The sequence below is a fragment of the Nonlabens tegetincola genome (assembly GCF_002117085.1).
Taxonomy (GTDB): domain Bacteria; phylum Bacteroidota; class Bacteroidia; order Flavobacteriales; family Flavobacteriaceae; genus Nonlabens; species Nonlabens tegetincola.
Genome location: NZ_CP019342.1, coordinates 618,390 through 638,625 on the forward strand (window position 1 = coordinate 618,390; position 20,236 = coordinate 638,625).

The 20,236-nt window shown below is 35.3% G+C and carries 16 protein-coding genes; 10 read left to right on the plus strand and 6 right to left on the minus strand.

Annotated elements, in window-relative coordinates; genetic code table 11:
* Positions 1-18: 18 nt before the first annotated feature.
* The 3 genes from BST91_RS03125 to BST91_RS03135 all read left to right on the plus strand — a co-directional run bounded on the left by BST91_RS03125 (position 19) and on the right by BST91_RS03135 (position 4,858).
* On the plus strand, positions 19-1,644 hold the full coding sequence (locus BST91_RS03125) for an isocitrate lyase (protein WP_042278260.1): 1,626 nt from the start codon (positions 19-21) through the stop codon (positions 1,642-1,644).
* A gap of 238 nt (positions 1,645-1,882) precedes the next feature.
* Positions 1,883-4,213: an ATP-dependent helicase gene (locus BST91_RS03130; RefSeq protein ID WP_085774416.1), complete on the plus strand. Its 2,331-nt coding sequence runs from the start codon at positions 1,883-1,885 to the stop codon at positions 4,211-4,213.
* Between the two features lie 45 nt (positions 4,214-4,258).
* Positions 4,259-4,858, plus strand: coding sequence for an LURP-one-related/scramblase family protein (locus BST91_RS03135; protein WP_085774417.1), 600 nt, complete (start codon positions 4,259-4,261; stop codon positions 4,856-4,858).
* On the opposite strand, the gene BST91_RS03140 is transcribed toward BST91_RS03135, so the two are convergent.
* The gene (locus tag BST91_RS03140) at positions 4,855-5,760 is read right to left on the minus strand and encodes a ribonuclease Z (RefSeq protein WP_085774418.1); all 906 of its coding nucleotides are present in this window, start codon (positions 5,758-5,760) and stop codon (positions 4,855-4,857) included. The two genes, BST91_RS03135 and BST91_RS03140, sit on opposite strands and share 4 nt — an antisense overlap.
* 134 nt (positions 5,761-5,894) lie before the next feature.
* On the opposite strand from BST91_RS03140, the gene BST91_RS03145 reads away from it, so the two are divergent.
* Entirely contained in the window at positions 5,895-7,766 is a 1,872-nt protein-coding gene (locus BST91_RS03145; protein WP_052510319.1) for a DEAD/DEAH box helicase, read from the plus strand.
* A 75-nt stretch (positions 7,767-7,841) separates the two neighbouring features.
* Here BST91_RS03145 and BST91_RS03150 read toward each other — a convergent pair whose 3' ends face one another.
* On the minus strand, positions 7,842-9,809 hold the full coding sequence (locus BST91_RS03150) for an endonuclease (RefSeq protein ID WP_085774419.1): 1,968 nt from the start codon (positions 9,807-9,809) through the stop codon (positions 7,842-7,844).
* A 155-nt stretch (positions 9,810-9,964) separates the two neighbouring features.
* Between BST91_RS03150 and BST91_RS03155 the strand changes: the two genes are divergently transcribed.
* On the plus strand, positions 9,965-11,110 hold the full coding sequence (locus tag BST91_RS03155; protein WP_085774420.1) for a DUF3095 family protein: 1,146 nt from the start codon (positions 9,965-9,967) through the stop codon (positions 11,108-11,110).
* A gap of 35 nt (positions 11,111-11,145) precedes the next feature.
* On the opposite strand, the gene BST91_RS03160 is transcribed toward BST91_RS03155, so the two are convergent.
* On the minus strand, positions 11,146-12,594 hold the full coding sequence (locus BST91_RS03160; RefSeq protein ID WP_060522840.1) for a glyceraldehyde-3-phosphate dehydrogenase: 1,449 nt from the start codon (positions 12,592-12,594) through the stop codon (positions 11,146-11,148).
* Positions 12,595-12,920: 326 nt separating this feature from the next.
* Between BST91_RS03160 and BST91_RS03165 the strand changes: the two genes are divergently transcribed.
* A complete protein-coding gene (locus BST91_RS03165) occupies positions 12,921-13,568 on the plus strand; it encodes a hypothetical protein (protein WP_152557392.1) in 648 nt (215 codons plus the stop codon).
* Here BST91_RS03165 and BST91_RS03170 read toward each other — a convergent pair.
* Positions 13,565-14,515: a PhoH family protein gene (locus BST91_RS03170; RefSeq protein WP_042278270.1), complete on the minus strand. Its 951-nt coding sequence runs from the start codon at positions 14,513-14,515 to the stop codon at positions 13,565-13,567. The two genes, BST91_RS03165 and BST91_RS03170, sit on opposite strands and share 4 nt — an antisense overlap.
* Before the next feature lie 149 nt (positions 14,516-14,664).
* On the opposite strand from BST91_RS03170, the gene BST91_RS03175 reads away from it, so the two are divergent.
* Genes BST91_RS03175 through gldG form a run of 4 tightly spaced genes read left to right on the plus strand, consistent with a single transcriptional unit; the run spans position 14,665 to position 18,218 of the window.
* Positions 14,665-15,498 (plus strand): SAM hydrolase/SAM-dependent halogenase family protein, encoded by an 834-nt coding sequence (locus BST91_RS03175; RefSeq protein ID WP_085774421.1) that lies wholly within the window; start codon positions 14,665-14,667, stop codon positions 15,496-15,498.
* The gene (locus BST91_RS03180; protein ID WP_060522838.1) at positions 15,495-15,791 is read left to right on the plus strand and encodes a putative quinol monooxygenase; all 297 of its coding nucleotides are present in this window, start codon (positions 15,495-15,497) and stop codon (positions 15,789-15,791) included. The genes BST91_RS03175 and BST91_RS03180 overlap by 4 nt, the downstream gene beginning before the upstream one ends.
* Positions 15,788-16,516, plus strand: a complete 729-nt coding sequence (gene gldF, locus BST91_RS03185) for a gliding motility-associated ABC transporter permease subunit GldF (protein WP_085774422.1) — start codon at positions 15,788-15,790, stop codon at positions 16,514-16,516. Before BST91_RS03180 ends, gldF begins: the two co-directional genes overlap by 4 nt.
* A gap of 1 nt (position 16,517) precedes the next feature.
* Positions 16,518-18,218 (plus strand): gliding motility-associated ABC transporter substrate-binding protein GldG, encoded by a 1,701-nt coding sequence (gene gldG / locus BST91_RS03190; protein ID WP_085774423.1) that lies wholly within the window; start codon positions 16,518-16,520, stop codon positions 18,216-18,218.
* A gap of 57 nt (positions 18,219-18,275) precedes the next feature.
* Here gldG and ychF read toward each other — a convergent pair whose 3' ends face one another.
* Together ychF and BST91_RS03200 are read right to left on the minus strand one after the other, a co-directional pair.
* The gene (gene ychF, locus BST91_RS03195) at positions 18,276-19,370 is read right to left on the minus strand and encodes a redox-regulated ATPase YchF (RefSeq protein ID WP_085774424.1); all 1,095 of its coding nucleotides are present in this window, start codon (positions 19,368-19,370) and stop codon (positions 18,276-18,278) included.
* 202 nt (positions 19,371-19,572) lie between these two features.
* Positions 19,573-20,190, minus strand: a complete 618-nt coding sequence (locus tag BST91_RS03200; protein WP_085774425.1) for a DUF4252 domain-containing protein — start codon at positions 20,188-20,190, stop codon at positions 19,573-19,575.
* Positions 20,191-20,236: the final 46 nt, after the last annotated feature.

A 20,236-nucleotide genomic window follows, 5' to 3' on the forward strand; every position in this document is an offset into this window, starting at 1 on the left:
TTTACTAATAGCAAAATTATGAAAACTAGCGCACAAAGTACCTACACAACTGTATTAGAAAAAGTGCAACAATTAAAAAAACAATACGGTAACTCTTGGGATCAAATTCAACCAGAATATGCTGCAAGAATGAGTGTACAAAATCGTTTTAAAACTGGATTAGATATTGCAAAATATACTGCTGCGATTATGAGAAAAGACATGGCAGAATATGATGAAAATCCAGAAAAGTATACCCAGTCATTAGGTTGCTGGCACGGATTTGTGGCGCAACAAAAAATGATCGCCGTAAAAAAGCATCATCAAACAACTCAAAAACGCTATTTGTATTTATCAGGTTGGATGGTTGCAGCATTAAGGTCAGAATTTGGACCATTGCCTGATCAATCCATGCATGAAAAAACAGCAGTTCCTGCACTCATTGAAGAAATATATGATTTTCTCAAACAGGCTGATGCCGTTGAGCTTAATGATCTATTCAAAAGATTAGAAAATGGAGAAGATGTTATAGACAAGATAGAAAATTTTGAATCTCACGTGGTTCCTATTATTGCTGATATTGATGCTGGTTTTGGGAATGAGGAAGCTACATATTTACTGGCAAAAAAAATGATACAAGCTGGTGCCTGTGCTATTCAAATTGAAAACCAGGTGTCTGACGCAAAACAATGTGGTCATCAAGATGGTAAGGTAACTGTTCCTCATGAGGACTTTGTGGCAAAATTACAAGCAATACGTTATGCGTTTTTAGAATTAGGAGTAGATCAAGGAGTAATCGTTGCTCGTACAGATTCAGAAGGAGCAGGACTTACTCAAAAACTACCAGTTTCTAAACAACCTGGTGATCTTGCTTCTCAATACTTATCATTTGTAGATACTGAAGAAGTAACCCTAGATGAAGCAAATAACGACGATGTGTTGCTTAAGAGAGATGGTAAATTAGTACGTCCTATTAGACTTGCAAATGGCTTGTATAAGTTCAAGGATGGGACTAATATTGATAGAGTAGTGTTAGACTGTATCACCAGTTTACAAAACGGTGCAGATTTGTTATGGATTGAAACACCTACACCTAACGTAAAGCAAATAGCCCATATGGTACAGCGTGTGCGCGAGGTTGTACCAAATGCAAAATTGGTTTATAACAATTCGCCATCTTTCAACTGGACATTGAATTTCAGGCAACAAGCTTATGACCAAATGCTAGCCAATGGTGAAAATATAACACTTTACAATCGTGATTATCTTATGGATGAACGATATGATAATACGGAATTGGCCGAGATAGCAGATCAAAATATTAAAACCTTCCAACGTGATGCTGCATTACAAGCGGGAATTTTTCATCATCTCATAACTTTGCCTACCTATCATACCACTGCGTTACACATGAATGATCTAGCTCAAGATTATTTTGGTTCTCAAGGAATGCTTGCCTATGTTGAAAACGTTCAACGTCAGGAAATTAGAAAAGGGGTAAGTTGTGTGAAGCATCAACGTATGGCAGGATCTGATCTTGGAGATGATCATAAAACATTTTTTGCTGGAGATAAGGCTCTTAAGGCTAGTGGAGAAAAAAATACCAGTAATCAATTTGAGTCGCCACAAGTAGATGTTGAGGTAATTAAAATGGTAACTGGATAATTAAGTTTTAGTAATAGTAATGTAATGTTGAAAGACCGCTCTTTTCTAAGAGCGGTTTTTTTATAATACCCTTTCTCGTGGATGAGTATCTTTATTTTGATGCAGTAAATTATTATCAAAAAAGAATTCAAAAAGCTACCCAGATTTTACAGTTGTTAACGTGTATAAAATTTTAAAAGATAGGTTTTAAAATCAACCTTCAACTCGTATCTTGAACCGTTCTAGAAAAAGATACTAAGTGGAGGATTATATATCACAACTCAATGATGCACAGCGATTACCAGTTTTGCAAAAAGATGGTCCTATGATCGTAATTGCTGGTGCAGGTTCAGGAAAAACGCGTGTACTTACTTTACGAATAGCCTATCTTATGCAGCAAGGTGTTGACGCATTTAATATTCTGGCTTTAACCTTTACTAATAAGGCAGCACGAGAAATGAAAACTCGTATCGCTGATATAGTCGGACAAAGTGAGGCAAAAAACTTATGGATGGGTACTTTTCACTCTGTATTTGCTCGACTGCTTAGAATGGAAGCAGATAAATTAGGATATCCATCAAATTTTACCATATACGATTCTCAAGACTCTCAAAGACTAGTAAGTGCTATCATTAAAGAGATGGGATTGGATAAAGAGGTTTATAAATACAAACAAATTCAAAATAGAATTTCTTCACTTAAAAACAATCTTATAACTGTAAGAGCTTATTTTAACGATGCCGATCTTCAAGAGGCCGATGCGATGGCACGTCGACCTAGGTTTGGAGATATTTATAAAGAATATGTTGAGCGCTGTTTTAAAGCAGGAGCCATGGACTTTGATGATTTGTTACTTAAGACAAATGAATTGTTGAATAGGTTTCCACAAGTCTTAGCCAAATATCAAGAACGATTTAAATATATTCTGGTAGACGAGTATCAAGATACCAACCATTCACAGTATTTGATAGTAAAGGCCCTTTCTGATAAGTATCAAAATATTTGTGTAGTTGGTGATGATGCTCAATCCATCTATGCCTTTAGAGGTGCAAATATTAATAACATTCTGAATTTTCAACGTGATTATGATGATGTAAAAGCTTATCGACTTGAACAAAATTATCGTTCAACTAAGAATATTGTGGAAGCTGCAAACTCGGTAATTGAACACAATAAAACAAAATTGGATAAGGTGGTTTGGACAGCAAATTCAGATGGTCCTAAAATCATCGTACACCGATTAATGAGTGATGCCGAAGAAGGTCGTTACGTTGCGAGTTCCATCTTTGAAAACAAGATGCAACATCAATTAGATAACGATCAATTTGCAATTCTATATAGGACAAATGCTCAATCTAGAGCAATAGAAGATGCACTGCGTAAAAAAGATATTCCTTATAGAATCTATGGAGGTTTAAGCTTCTATCAACGTAAAGAAGTTAAGGACGTACTAGCTTATTTACGAGTAATCGTTAATCCAAAAGATGAAGAAGCTCTTAAACGCATAATCAATTATCCTGCTCGAGGTATAGGAGCTACTACAATGGATAAAATTGTAGTTGCCGCAAAAAATTATGGTCGCAGTCTCTTTGAAATTATAGAAAATATTGATCAAATAGGAGCTGGTATTCATACAGGAACTAGAACCAAGCTAAAAAACTTTGCTACCATGATTAAAAGTTTCCAAGTAATGGAAGAGACTAGCAATGTTTTTGAATTAACCGAACATGTTATTAAAAAAAGTGCCTATCTCACCGAGCTTAAGAAAGACGGTACTCAAGAAGGTATTTCTAGAATAGAAAATATAGAAGAATTGCTTAATGGTATGCGTGATTTTGTCGAAGGACAAAAAGAAGTCGATGAAGCGCGTGGATCTCTTGCAGAATTTCTAGAAGATGTGGCGCTGGCAACAGACCTGGATAATGATAAAGGTGATACAAATAGAGTATCTCTTATGACCATTCACTTATCAAAAGGTTTAGAGTTTCCCTATTTATACATCGTTGGTATGGAAGAAGATCTATTCCCTAGTGCTATGAGTATGAATACCAGAGAAGAACTAGAAGAAGAGCGACGCTTATTCTATGTAGCTTTAACTCGTGCCGAACATCAAGCTTACCTCACATACACATTAAGTAGATATAGATGGGGAAAATTAGTTGATGCAGAACCTAGTCGTTTTCTTACCGACATTGATGATAAATATTTAGAATACACCACACCACCTGATGATTATCGTTTTAAAAGTTCACTTAGCGATCATCTGTGGGATGAACCAGACAAGTCAAAATTACGTCAATCAAAACCCAAAAACGGTACGCCACCTAGTGTTAACAATCCTAGTCCAGAACAATTAAGAAAGTTGAGAAAACTGCGTCCAGTGGCTAGCGCATCTAATAAAGCAACACCTATTAATGACCTAGGCGCTCTACAACCAGGAGTTTTAGTGGAGCACGCCCGATTTGGTCGTGGTGAGATTTTAAACATTGAAGGAGCTGGTGGCGAGAAAAAAGCTGAAATTAATTTTAAAATAGGTGGTATTAAAAAGTTACTCCTAAGATTTGCTAAATTAGAAGTGGTTAAAGATTAAATAGAAAGTTAATCAAAAAACTCAATCACAACCAAAAACTAGATCATGCAGAACATCCAATTCCCTATAAATTTCAAGTTCAAAATCTCGACCATAAGTAATGATTTTGTCGCTACAGATGCTACTGGCAAAACAGTCGCTTATGTAAGACAAAAAATGTTTAAGCTCAAAGAATCGGTCAATGTTTATACCGATGAGAGTAGAACACAAATTCTTTATAACATAAAGGCAGACAAATGGTTGGATTGGAGTACAGCTTATTCCATGATTGATCCCAACGGTAGGGTAATTGGTAAGGTTGCTCGTAAAGGCTGGCGTTCAATGTGGAAGGCAGAGTATCATATCGTAGATCAAAATAACCAACCACAATATATAATAAAAGAGCGCAGTGCAATGACACGCTTCCTAGATGGCTTGCTAGGAGAAGTTCCTGTACTCGGTTTTTTTACAGGATATTTGTTTAATCCAGCTTATGATGTAACGGTCGTATCAAATGGAAGTCCAGTAGTAGAGCTAGTGAAAGAACCTTCTTTTTTTGGTCGCAAGTTTAGTTTAAACAAAATATCAGAGATCGATCAAGATGACAAAATAAGAGTCATGCTCAGTTTAATGATGATGATATTATTAGAGCGACGTAGAGGTTAAAATTGGAAAACCTTTCCATCTAGAGCAAGCTCACTATTCTTAAAAACAGTTTGAGCCTCTTCTTTAAACAAATTGTAATCACCATATCTGGATGAATAATGTCCCAGTATAAGGGTTTCTACATTTGCTTTGAGAGCTATAGTTGCAGCTTCTTCGGCGGTAGAGTGTTTTGTTTTGTCACATAAATGAGCATGAGATTTTAAAAAAGTACTCTCATGGTATAAGGCTGTTACACCTTGTATTTGTGGAACAATATCTTCTTTATAAACTGTATCACTGCAAAAAGCATAACTCTTTGGCTCATCACCATCAGTAGTCAGTTCAACATTAGGTATCACCTCACCATTATCAAGCACAAAATCAAAACCTTGTTTTATCTTTCGATAATAAGCTTGATCGATACCATAGCTTTCACAAGCTGCAACATCTAATTTTCTATCGCCGGGTTTTTCTTGAAATAAGAATCCATGCGTAAAAACTCTATGATCTAGTGGTATGGTGTGTATAGTTAGTAGGTCATCTTCGTATAGTAAAGTTTCTTTGTTTTCTACGCTTTCGCGAAAGCGTAAATCAAAACTAGTATACACCTTAGCAAGTCGCAATTGTAGTAGGATAAGTTCCTTAATTCCTTTAGGTCCATAAATCGTCAAATCAGACTCGCGCCCTAAAAGACAAAATGTAGAAATTAAACCTATAAGACCGTAGACATGATCACCATGCAAATGAGAGATAAAAATGTGCTTAATACGGGCAAACTTTATTCGGTTTTTACGTAAGGCCATTTGAGTTCCTTCTCCACAATCGATTAAAAAAAGATGGCCTCGTAGTTCCAATACTTGTGCAGTAGGTCGTGCGTTATCTCTAGGTGTAGCACTGTGACATCCTAAAATGGTAAGTTTCATATCTAATAGTGTAGGGCAAAGGTATGAAAGCACAATAAGTTAAATATAAAATCCTTCTTAATAGTTAAATATCAATAAGTGTGCGTAATAGTAATTTAAAACACTACTTTTGCAAAATATTTAAAACAAGTTATTTGAAAAATTTTGAAGCCTTAGGGCTATCACAGCCGTTACTAGACGGCCTTGCTGAAATGGGGTTTGAGAATCCAACAGAGATTCAACAGCAAGCGATTCCCATCTTGTTACAACATGATGGAGATTTTATAGGTCTGGCGCAGACCGGTACAGGGAAAACAGCAGCTTTTGGTATTCCATTACTAGAGCTCATGGACACATCGTCAGACGATACACAGGCGCTTATTCTAGCACCTACTCGTGAACTAGCACAACAAATTTGTAAGCAGTTAGACTTAATGTCTTCCAAATTGGGTAAGTTGAAAATTGTACCCGTTTTTGGAGGAGCTAATATAATGGGTCAAATCAAGGATTTGAGAAGAGGAGCGCAAGTAATTGTTGCTACTCCAGGTCGTTTGATGGACTTAATGAAACGTAAGGAAGTACGCCTAGATTCCTTAAGATTCATGGTGCTTGATGAAGCCGATGAAATGCTTAACATGGGATTCAAGGAAGATATCGATTACATCCTTTCTAAGAGTGATATGGGTAGAAATATTTGGTTGTTCAGTGCTACTATGGCACGTGAGATCAAGCAAATCGTTAATACCTACATGAACAATCCACAGGAAGTTAAGGTTAATCGTGAGAATATTGTAAATACAAATATTTCTCATGAATACGTACAACTTAAAGCAAGTGACAAGATTGAAGGATTGCGTCGTATGTTAGATTATGATCAGGATATGTTTGGTGTAGTGTTTTGTAGAACAAAACGCGATACGCAAAATGTAGCCGATCAATTAAATAATAACGGTTACTCAACCGAAGCTTTACACGGTGATATGTCGCAACATCAACGAGATGCAGCGATGAAGCGCTTTAGAGATAAAAATATAAACCTTCTTATTGCTACCGATGTTGCTGCAAGAGGTATTGATGTTGATGATATTACTCATGTAATTCACCTTGCTCTACCAGACGATCCAGAATTTTACACACACCGATCTGGTCGTACTGCACGTGCTGGTAAAAAGGGTGTTTCTATGGCATTTGTTACCAAAGGAGATACTCGTAAACTTAAATTTCTAGAACGTAAATTGGGAATAAACTTTGAAAAGGGTGAAATTCCTAAGATTGAAGACATAGCCGATAAGCGTATTAATCGTTGGACAGAACAGCTTATTGTTCAAGATCTACACAAGAAACTGAATGTTGAAACAGTAGATGGCGTTATGGCAGCACTTGAAGGTATTACCAAAGAACAATTGGTAATGAAATTCTTGAGTCGTGAATTTGAAAGTATTTACAAGCGCTCTTCTATTACTGATGTAAATGATCGCAGCAAGGGACGTGATAGAGATTCTGGTAAGGATAGAGGTTATAAAACTAATGGTAAAGAAGAAGGGATGAAAACATTCTTCTTAAACCTAGGTCGTAAAGACGACGTTAATAAAGGTGCTATTCTTGGTTTTATTTGTGATGTTACTGGAATAAAAGGAAAAGAAGTTGGAAGAATTCTAGTTGAAGGTGCACATTCGTTTATTGACGTAAGTGAAGAAGTTGCTCCACTTATGAAAGTTCTAGATGGAGCACAACGCGATGGACGTGAATTACGATGCAATGAACACAAAGGTGAGGTAAGAAGATCTAGAGATAGAGGTCGGAGAGGTGGTCGTGATAGAAATCGAGGTCGCGGTGGAAAGAAGCGTGAAAACGATAATGGTTCTTTTAAAGGACGTTCAAAGAGATCAGACTTTGATAAGTCAGGATCTAGACCCAATAAAGATGATAAGGTAGTTGAATTCCCAAGTAAAAGAAAAGGGAATAGTAGTAAAGGAAAATCAAAGAAAAAGGGGCGATCAAATTTCTTTGGATCTAAGTGGGATTAATAATTCCATTTAAACTGATATTAAAAAGGCTCTTGATCATTCAAGAGCCTTTTTATCTTATAACCTAAGATTAGTCTATTTTACTATGTGTTTAATAGTGCTGGTGTTCCCTTCGGTAGATGTGATTTTTAAATAATAAACTCCAGCTTGTAAGTTATGATTAATAGTAGAATTGTTTTCTACAGTTTTATTTTGTATCCATCTTCCAGTGCCATCATAAATAGCAACTTCTTTAATAGGTGTAGTAGTTTGAATTAGGAAACTATTTTGTGAAGGATTAGGATAAATGATGTATTCATTAAAACTGACCTCATCCTCGTTCAATAAATACGTTTGACCAGATTGATTACCCCATATGTATTCCACTAGATCGGGCAAATCTATAAACGGATTACGATTGAATTGCCAGTTATAGACTACATTATTTCTGTTCATTTCAAAATCATCTGGTGGATCATTACGATGCCACTGCAATAAAGTAGCAAGATCGCCTATTTGACCACTGGTAGAATTACTAGGATTTCCATTTACCACGTCTAACCCGTTATAGCGTAGCGTCATGTAGAAAATGGCTCTAGCTACATCACCATGCCAACTGCCTTGTGAACCACTAGGACCATTATATTCAGGATAGTCTTTATTACCACGTTGACTATTCTCTGGTCCGTCGGTAGCTCTTAAATGATGAGCATCGCTTTGACCATGTCTTAAACTGTCGGCATTTGTAGGAGTCCAGGCAGACATACCGTCGATGGTCTCATCATACTCAATTTCAAAAAAGCCGCCTCTAGATCTTGGGTAAATATGTTCTCTATTCCACCTACCTACATTACTACTTCCTGTTTGAAACAGAATATCACTGCGATCCTCTTCAGAATATAGTAACCACACTTTATTAGAATTAAGTGGAGAAACATCCGCTTGTTTTAAAATTTCTATGGTGTCATCGTAAGTATGAATGCGTACGGTATTCTCATCTGCGATTAAATTAGTAATAGCTGTTTCAAGAGTGTTTCCTGATAAATTATTTAAACTATCGTAATAATTTGATGGTGCGGTGCTATTAACTATACCATATGTAGGTTGAAGTGGTGTACCGTAATTTGCTATTTGAAAATCATTGTCAACTATTAATACAGTCTCGTTATCCTTCAACCTTTTGAAACCTACAGGCAGACTATTTTGAATATTAATACGCATGAATTCATCACCTTCATCAACAACATCATCTATAATGGTAAAACTTTCTGTTACAGAAGTTACACCAGGCGCAAAGGTTACTTGTGTAACTCCTGTATAATCGCTGGTATCAAAACCTGCGTTATTCAAACTATAATTAAGGGTAAATGAGTTGCTCGATGCTTGAGTAAGGGTAAAAGTGATATCAACCGACGATCCTTCATCGACAGATGCACTACTAGTGGTATAACTTACACCTGTATAACTAGGTGTGGTCGTATCGTTAAGAGAATGAGGTGTACTAGGTTTTACTTCAAAGGTTCCATCGGCTTTACGTTGAATAGATTCTGATAGCTTATTACCATTCTCATTTTCATTATACTGCACGGTTTCACCCAGTAAATTAAGTAAATTCTGATTAAGAGCATCATCTGTTTCATAAACTAATGCGTCTATCAAATTGGTCTGATTGGCAAAAGTACGATCTGGCCAGTCCGTGTCATCACCCAGATAAATTGCCACCGCATCAGCTCCATTTTGTATGTTTGATTCTGCTAGTAATCTATCTGGAACTGGAGATACTTGAGAACTACCTAGAACTATTAATCCATTGTTGTCGGTAGTTAATCCATCTAGATCAACGGTATAATAACTTCTTCCTTGACCGCTAGAGGTACTAGTACTTCCGTTAAAAAACACCAATACATAACCATTTAATGATTGAAATGGATTGTCTGTTTTAAGCTCCACAAACTCCATGTCATCTGTGCCTGGAGTATCTGTATCAAGTTCATTGATAACTACTTGTGAGTACGCTTTCGCGAAAGCGAAACAAAACACAAACAGTGTGTATACATATTTCATAAAGAGGGAATTATGCTGCAAAGGTAAAATCCTTAGTATGAAGTTATTGTTAAGAATAGCGTTGTGAGTAGTTCTTTTATCAACAACGGTACGTATTCAGTCGCTTTTATCATGTTTTTTAATTTCATTTTAGAGAAAAAGAGTTAGGTTTGATTATGGCTGATGTTGATTTTTATAAAAATCTATACGTTTATTATGACGCTGTTCATGATGTGCTGGCAGATGAATCTTTATTTGAGATTGTGCCAGAAAGCTGGCATATTATAGTGACCGATGTCCAAAACTCATCGGCAGCCGTAGCAGCCGGAAAACATCAATTGGTTAACCTAGCTGCCACTGGTTGTATTGTGGCATGCCTTAATATTTCTAGAGAGCGTGAAATTTCAATTCCCTTTTTCTTTGGCGGTGATGGTGCTACTATTATGGTTCCCGAGCCATTATTAGACGAATGTTTGCATGCGCTTGTCTTACACCAACAGAATTGTAAGGACAATTTTGATTTCTTTCTAAGAGTTGATTCTAGGCCGCTTAAAGAATTATATAATCAAGGAGCAGTTCTTAAGATTACTAAAGTAAGATTGAATGAGTTACATGTTTCTCCAATTGTCTTAGGAGATGCTCTCCAAATCGCAGAGACAAGTATTAAGAAAGACAACCGTGAAATCCAATTATCTTCATTTCCCTTTAATCTTAATCTTAATGGGATGGAATGTAAATGGGATAAAATCGAGCCACCACAAACCAATAATGAGATTTTAACTTTAATCATTAATGCTACCAAGACTGAGTGGCAAAGTGACATTTACAGTAACGTATTACGATTACTAGACGAAATTTATGGTGAATATGGTATGAGGCATCCTATTATTCCAGAAAGGCTCAATATGGTAGACAATCTTAAACAATTGAAAGATGAAGTTTTGATGAAGTTTTCTTCGATGAGTTGGTTAGAAATGACAAAGTCTATCATGAGAATTTTGATAGGCAAATTTTATTTAAAAAATAGCAAAGAAGGACAACGATATTTAAATGAACTATCCCTACATACCGAATCATTGATGATTGATGGTTCAATTAATACTGTTATTACTGGAAGCTCTATCCAACGTGAAAAACTATTAAAGAAACTGGAACAACTTAAAGAAAGTGGACAAATAACCTTTGGTTATCATGTAAGTAATACAAGTGTACTTTCTTGTTTTGTAACCGCGCTTGATGATTATCATGTGCATTTTGTCGATGGCGATCAAGGTGGTTATACCAAAGCAGCTCAAATATTTAAAAGCAAAAAGCCCAACTAATAAGTTGGGCTTTATTCATAATAGCTTCTAATCTACTAATAGTAAGTAAATCTTCTAACTTTTGCAATGTATTTAGCCAGTCTTATAACTTGGTGACTATATCCATATTCATTGTCATACCATACGTAAAGAACAGCATTCTTCCCTGAATCATCAACTATTGTTGCGTTTGAATCATAAATAGAAGGAGCATTTGATCCAATTATATCACTAGATACTAATTCGTTGTCAATACTGTATTTTATTTGTTCAACAAGATCACCTTCTAAAGCATATTTCTTCATGGTTGCGTTTAAGGCTTCTTTGCTTGTAGAATTCTCTAGTTGTAAATTAAGGATAGCAAGAGAACCATTAGGAACAGGAACTCGAATAGCGTTTGATGTTAATTTACCTTCAAAACTAGGTAATGCCTTACTTACTGCTTTACCAGCACCAGTTTCAGTAATTACCATATTAAGTGCAGCAGCTCTACCACGACGGTATTTCTTGTGCATATTGTCTACAAGATTTTGATCGTTAGTATAAGCATGAATGGTTTCAAGGTGTCCTTTAACAACTCCGAAGCTATCTTCCACTGCTTTTAAAACAGGTGTAATAGCATTTGTTGTACAACTTGCCGCAGAGAAAATGTCTATTTCATCAGGATTGTTTTCTAGGTGATTCACACCATGAACAATATTTGGTATTCCTTTACCTGGAGCAGTAAGTAATACTTTTTGAGCTCCTTTTGCCTTCAGATGACGTGCTAAAGCTTCATCATCTCTGAAAGCTCCTGTGTTGTCAATTATTAAAGCATCGTTTATACCGTATTCTGTATAATCAATATCTTCTGGAGCATTGGCACTTATCATATTAACGGTTGTTCCATTAATGATTAGAGCTTTATTTTCTACACTATAACTTACCGTACCAGAAAAATCACCATGCACACTGTCTTGTGCAAGAAGAGAGGCTCTTTTTTCTAGAACACTTTGAGATATTTCTCCACGAGTAACAATAGCTCTTAGGCGCAACTGGCTTCCTTTACCTGCTTTGGTCATCAATTCACGAGCAAGTAATCTACCTATTCTACCAAAACCGTAAAGAACAACATCTTTTGGTGTGATGTTATCTTGATTTTGAGCGTCTCCTAATTTTTTTGCAACAAAACTAGTAGCATCTTGTATTTCATTATCTTCAAGATGATACTCGTAGGTAAGCTTACCTATATCTACCTTGGCAGGTGGTAAATTAAGCTGTAAAATTGCTTGCGCAATTTCAACACTATCAAATACCGAGATAGGTTTTTGAACAAACTCACCAGCATACTCATGTAAATTGATGATCTCGCTTACGTTACGATCGATTAGTTGATTACGGAAAAGTACTAACTCTATTGATTTGTCATACCATAAATCACTAACAGCTTTAATGAAGGCTACAGCGGCACGACGTCGGTCTGTTTGAAAAGCAATTTCTTTCTCGTAGGTGTCCATTTGGCTCATGGAAAAAAGGTTTAGTTTTAATTTTTGCAAAAATAAGACAACTACAACGTTTGCGATAATGGTTTGTGAATAAATTTATTTTGTTTTTTACAGGAATCTTTTTTCAGTGTAAAATTCTACACATTAATTCATTGAGTCGTTGGGAAACTACTGATAACACTGAATTTAAGGGCTATAAATATGACACAAATACTTGCTTTTATTAACAATAAGTAACACACTTAAAAATCTGTTTATGAAGTATTTAACTTTTAATCTAAATATAGTCGTAAATTTGCACCGCGAAATAGGTAAGGGGTGACAGTAACATACCGAAATCAAATTTTATGAATACACGTTTATTAAATGTGTTAATGTATTCCTTAATAATAGGAATATCACTCATGACAATGAGTAATGTAGGAGCAAACCTACTGGATAAAGAAACTAAAATTGCAGTCAATCGAGAGCCTCAGCAATTTATAGCTTATGGTTTTCATACCATGGGACCTAAGCATTCTGTAAAAAAAGCAAAGGAGACTTCTTTCCCAATTGAAAGTGAAAGAGGATTTGATGCATTCAGAACTGCGCTGGCATTTAAAGAGTCACAAGGTAAATATCATAAGGTAAATTCCTTAGGGTACTTAGGTAAATATCAATTTGGAAAATCTACCCTCGAGCAATTAGGTGTGAATGATACTTTATACTTTTTGAACTCACCATCTCTTCAAGAAAAAATATTTGTCAAGAATCTAAACTATAACTATAAAGTTTTGAAAGATTTTCTTGAGGAATATGAAGGTAAAGAGATCGCTGGAGTAAAGGTTACAACAAGTGGAGCACTGGCCGCAGCGCATTTATCTGGACCTGGTGGAGTAAAGCGTTTTTTTAGAACTAAAGGTAGACGTAATAATAAAGACGCCTATGGAAGTTCAGTCAAGGCTTACATGAAAAAATTTGCTGATTACGATTTAAGAACTGTCTTAAAATCCTAATTGCGATTTTCAATATGTTTATAAGCTTCAATCACCTTTTTCACTAATCGGTGCCTTACGACATCTTTATCGTCTAGATACATCATTCCTACTCCTTCAGTTTCTTTAAGAATTAATAAGGCTTCTTTAAGACCTGATATGACACGTCTAGGTAAATCAATCTGTCCAGGATCACCAGTCACAAAGAATTTTGCGTTTTTACCCATTCTAGTTAAAAACATTTTCATTTGTGCATGAGTTGTATTTTGAGCTTCGTCTAGGATAACATATGCATTGTCCAAAGTTCTACCTCGCATGAAAGCTAATGGTGCAATTTGAATGGTTCCTTTTTCAATAAGCGAACCTAATTTTTCATTAGGAATCATATCACGTAATGCATCATAGATAGGTTGCATATAGGGATCTAACTTCTCTTTGAGATCACCAGGTAAGAAACCCAAGTTCTCTCCAGCCTCAACAGCTGGTCTTGTTATTATAATGCGCTTTACTTGTTTTTCTTTTAAAGCTTTGACAGCCATTGCAACGCCTATATATGTTTTTCCAGTTCCGGCTGGACCAATTGCAAAAACCAGATCGTTCTTTTTACACAGATCTACAAGTTTTCTTTGATTATCTGTTTTTGGTTTTATTAATAATCCACGGTTACCGTGAACCAACACATCATCAATTTTTTCCGACTTATAATCGCTAGCGCCATCAGTCATTAGTAATCTTTCAATCACATTTTCATCAATCGCATTGTATCTGGAAAAATGAGTTAACAACATCTCCATACGCTTGTCAAACTCCTCTAACTGTTCTTCGTCACCATATACCTTCATGGTGCCGCCACGTGCAACTATTTTAAGTTTTGGAAAATGCCTCTTTAAAAAAGAAAGATTCTTGTTTTTGACACCAAAAAAGTCAGATGGATTAGTTTCGGAGAGATCAATTATAAGTTCGTTCAAATGTATTCAGTTTTATAAGCTATTGCGTGATTAATTTTATAGCTTTGTTATTGAATTAAGCTTTAGGAAAATTACACATATTTCTTGAAACTGACCTTAGTTTAAGTTTAAAATATTATCAATTAAACGCAGCTACATCTCGCTAACCTATGCCCATTATAACCTTGACTACAGATTTCGGATATAAAGATCCTTATGCAGGAGCTGTTAAAGGGGCTATTTATTCTCAATTTCCTGATGCACGTATTGTAGATATATCCCACGATGTTACTCCATTTAGTGTTGACGAGGCTGCATTTATGATTTATACGAGTTACTCGCAGTTCCCAAAAGGTACTGTGCATGTAATTGGAGTAGATGCAGAGCATACTCCTGAGAGTCCTCACATCGCAGCTCTATTAGATGATCATTATTTCGTATGTGCAGACAATGGAGTTTTATCGTTTATCTTACAGAAGTTTAGACCAACAAAAGCGGTAGTAATAAATATTCACGATAGAATTTATTCCAATTTTACGGTTTTGGATGCCTTTGTTCAGGTAGCCTGTCATATTAAACGAGGTGGTACTTTGGAAGTAATAGGAGAACCAATAAATGAGCTTAAAAGCTTACCTGGAATTCTTCCTATTCTATCTAATGATAGTACAAGTATAAGGGGCAAAGTGATATTTATAGATAATTACGGTAATGCAATTACAAACATATCTCGTGACGTATTTGAAAGTTATGGAAAGGGTAGGAACTTTATTCTACAAGCACGCGATCAAAAATTTAATAGAATTTATAATCGATACTCTGAAATCGTCAAATATGATGAGAACGGAAAATCGAATAAACCAGATGGTAAAGGACTAGCGCTCTTTAATAATTCAGGATATCTAGAACTAGCTACCTATAAAAGTAATCCGCTCACAGTAGGTAGTGCTAGCAGTCTTTTTGGTTTAGAAATTAACGCACCAGTAACAATACAATTTGAATCATGATAGTACGCATCGTTCAGATGGTTTTTGAAGAAAAACATATTTCTAGCTTCCAAACCATGTTTGATCATTATAAAGAACAAATACGTAATCAAGAAGGTTGTACCTTTTTAGAATTATATCAAGATATAAATGAGCCTGAAAGATTTTTTACTTACAGTTATTGGGATTCAGAAGAGTATTTAAATAAATACAGGAAATCTACGTTATTTAAGGAAGTTTGGCCTAAAACAAAAGAAATGTTTGCCCAGCCTCCAACTGCATATTCAGTGCTTAAAAAAGTAAGTTTGTCATGAGAGCTATCTTTATAAAGGAATGGAATGGATACTTTTCGTCCATCACGGGTTACTTGATTATAGGGTTGTTTCTATTGATCTTAGGATTAGTATTATTCGTATTTCGAGGAGAGTTTAATTTGTTGGACTACGGATTTGCTGATGCTTCACCATTTTTTAGTTTATTACCTTGGTTGTTTTTGTTTTTAATTCCAGCCATAACTATGCGCAGTTTTACAACTGAGCTTCAATTAGGAACAATGGAAATGCTATATACTAGTCCATTAAGCATGCGAGCAATAATCGGTGGTAAGTTTATGGCTTCCTTTCTAATGATTTTAGTAGCGCTTGTTCCTACCATTTTGTATATCCTAAGTTTAGGATGGTTAGGTAATCCGCAATTTAATATTGATTTAGGAAGTGTTTTAGGTAGCTATCTGGGAGCTTTACTATTAGCAGCTAGCTATGTTTCGATAGGATTATTTGCTAGTAGTTTAACCAGTAATCAAATAATAGCATTTCTTCTAGCTGCAGTCTTAAGTTTTGTTATGTATTTCGGATTTGAAGGATTAGCCAGTCAATTATCTAGTAATGATTTTGTAGAGTCATTAGGTATGAAATATCATTATTCTAGCCTTTCCAGAGGCGTTCTAGACACTCGAGATGTAACTTACTTCATAGTAATTTGTGTATTCTTTTTCGCTTTAAGCGAAAACATATTAACCCTAAAACGTAAGAGGAAGTAATATGAAATCCAGATTAAAACATATACTGTGGCCTAGTTTGATAATAGTAGGATTAATAATACTTAATTCTTTATATCATGAAAGGTTAGACCTTACGAAAGATAAAAGATTTACTTTATCAAAGCAATCCAAAGAGCTGCTTACAAGTATTGACCAAGCTATGTATGTTCAAGTTCTTTTAGATGGTGATCTACCGGCTGAATTTAGAAAATTGAAATTAGAAACCAGGCAATTACTAGAAGAATTGTCTAACATCAATTCAAATCTAAAATTCGAGTTTATTAACCCGATAGCCGACTTGAATCAAAATGAAACAGATAGAGTTGCGGCCCAACTAGCACAAGAAGGTATGAAACCAGCAGTTGCAAGCGTGCAGGAAGCTGGTAAAAATACCAAGGTACTTTTATTTCCTTATGCCAAGTTTTATTATAATGAAAAACAAGTGGTCACTCCACTATTAAAATCGGTAGCTGGTGCAAGTGCAGAAGAGCGAGTAAACTCCAGTATTCAACAGTTAGAATATCAATTGATAGATGCCCTTAAAAGAGTTTCAACCAAAAAGTCAAAAACGATAGCCGTTTTACGTGATAGTGGTAATCTTACTGACAGGCAACTACAAGATTTTTTACAGTCTATTCAATCGTACTACAAGGCAGCACCTTATGCTATTGAATTTTTAAATGACAATGATAGTGTTCAGCCACAAAAGGTATTAAATAGTCTTAAAAAATTCGATCTGGTGGTTGCTCCTAAACCTACTAAACCTTACAGTGAAATAAAAAAATATATACTAGATCAATATTTAATAGATGGCGGAAAAATGCTTATGGCTATAGACCCGATTATTATGGAGGATGACAGCCTAAGTAATTCCCAAGCTAAAGCGTATGCTCTTCCTAGGTCTCTAAATATTGACGAAATGCTATTTAGTTATGGATTGCGATTAAAAACTGGACTAGTTCGTGATGAAAAGTTTGCACCTATAGCTCTAGCAGTAGGTCAAGGTAGAAACACTCAGTACGAAGCGTTCCCATGGCCTTATTATCCTGTTTCAAATTCTACGACAGATACGACTCAAATAGCTCAATCAATCATAAAAAATCTTGAGGATGTAAAGTTTGAATATGCTGGAACTATTGATACCCTAAAAAATGATATTGAGAAAACGGTTTTACTAACCACTTCAAAAGCTACTCAACTAGTCACGCTACCTGCTGCTGTGAGTTTAAACGAAATAGAAAAGCCTATTAATTCCCAGGCATTCAACTCAACTCAACAACCGCTAGCAGTTCTAGCTCAAGGAAATTTCAAAAGTGCTTATAGAAATAGAGTGAAACCTATCATGTTGAAAGAACATTTGGACTATGGGAAATCTGGTGCATTAGTTCTTATCTCTGACGGTGATATAATGAAAAATCAAATAATTGCTGGACAGGTTCAAGAATTAGGATATGATATAAAAACGGGAATGAGTTTTGGTAATAAGGAGTTTTTAATGAATACTATCAATTACTTGTTGGATGATTCAGGTTTGATTTCCTTGAGGAATAAGGATATCATTATTCCATTTTTAGATGTTCAAAAAACGTATGATGATCGATTACAATGGCAATTAATCAATGTAATGATACCATTAGTTTTTGTTGCTCTACTAGCAGCTATCTTCTTGTTATTACGAAAACGTAAATATTCTAAAAAATAAAAGGTAATTACTGAATGAGCCTCAGTAATTACCTTTCAATATATAATTAGTAAAGATTTATACGTTGAATAGGAAATGCATTACATCACCGTCTTGAACGATGTATTCCTTACCTTCAACTTTAAGTTTACCAGCTTCTTTCACTTTTTGTTCTGAGCCGTATTCTACGTAAGTGTCATATTTGATTACTTCGGCTCTAATGAATCCTTTTTCAAAATCGGTATGGATAACTCCAGCAGCTTGTGGCGCAGTAGCTCCTATATTGACAGTCCATGCTCTTACTTCTTTTACACCAGCTGTAAAATAAGTTTGTTGATTGAGTAATTTATAAGCAGATCTTATCAATTTTGCACTTCCTGGCTCTTCAAGACCAATATCAGCTAAGAACATTTGACGTTCTTCATAATCATCCAACTCGTTTATATCGGCCTCGGTTCCAACAGCAAGTACAAGTACTTCGGCATTTTCATTTTTCACGGCTTCTTTAACTTGTTCAACATAGTCGTTACCCGAAACAGCAGCATCGTCATTTACATTGCACAAATAGAGTACAGGTTTATCAGTGATAAGTTGCAACGGTTTTACAAATTCATCACGATCGTCTTGATCAATTTCAACAGCTCTTACGCTAGTACCGCTTTCTAAAGCTTCTTTAAGTTGTTCTAGTATTGCAAGTTCTTTCTGAGCTTCTTTATTACCAGTCTTTGCAGCCCTTTTAACCTTTTCTAGCTTTTTTTCTACAGTTTCTAGGTCTTTTAATTGAAGTTCAATATCAATCGTTTCCTTATCTCTTATAGGGTCTACACTACCATCTACATGAACAATGTTATCGTTTTCAAAACATCTTAAAACATGAATAATAGCATCGGTCTCTCTAATATTCCCTAAAAATTGATTACCTAAACCTTCACCTTTACTGGCTCCTTTTACTAAACCTGCAATGTCAACTATTTCTACAGTAGCAGGAATTACCTTTTCTGGTTGTACAAGTTCTTCGAGTTTTGATAATCTAGGATCTGGTACATTAACAACACCTACGTTAGGTTCTATAGTACAAAATGGGAAGTTGGCACTTTGTGCCTTGGCATTTGATAAACAATTGAATAAGGTTGATTTTCCAACATTAGGTAATCCTACAATTCCTGCTTTCATTACTAAACAATTTTATGAGATTCACATATTTTCCAAATTTCCTTTTGCATCGTCCTGATCAATTATGAAAAGATATGTTGTTTGTTTTTAAAGGCTGCAAATATACAAGTAAAGCATCTTTAATTAGTTAGTTTCAAAAAGTAGAGCGTAAAAAAAAATCCTCTTTTATAGAAGAGGATTTTACAAGTGAATTATTTCTAATCTACTGAATATTAATACCGCTATTTTCTAGGGCTTCTTTAATACTATCTTCATCAATGTTGTTATCGCTATCGGTTTTAATCCCAAACCCTTCAAGCATGTTCTTTACCTTTTGTTCGTCAAGATCACTGTTTTCTAGCTCTTTCATCATTTTCATGATGTCATTAAGATTCATATTGTCACCAGTGATTCGGGCAAGTCCCATTCCTACTTTAGGCATATCTGCGTAAACTAGAACCTCATCGATAGCATCCTTTTCTCCTTCATACACTAGATGAACTTTCATGTCATCAGAACTATGTCTCATCAATGTTTTATAAGAATCACTTTTAAGAATTTTATCTAAGCGTTCTCTTTCTTCTTCAAAATTTACTTTTTTAGCATCTTTAGGTAGTGCTACCAGATTAATTTTGTTAATGGATTCATAGGCTTTTTGTGAATCTTCACTCATGTTATCCATTTTAAAACCTACGATACCCTTAGGTACACTTGTGGACAGATATCCGTCCTTTTCCTGAGTATCAACAAGAAATTTTTGTAAGCTATCCTCTTTTTCACAGGAAACCAAGGCAAGAGCAAGGAATAAACTAGTTCCTATAAGTTTGATTAAATTTTTCATAGTTGTTTGATTTAATGGTTTATAAATTACACCTCTTGTAATCTTC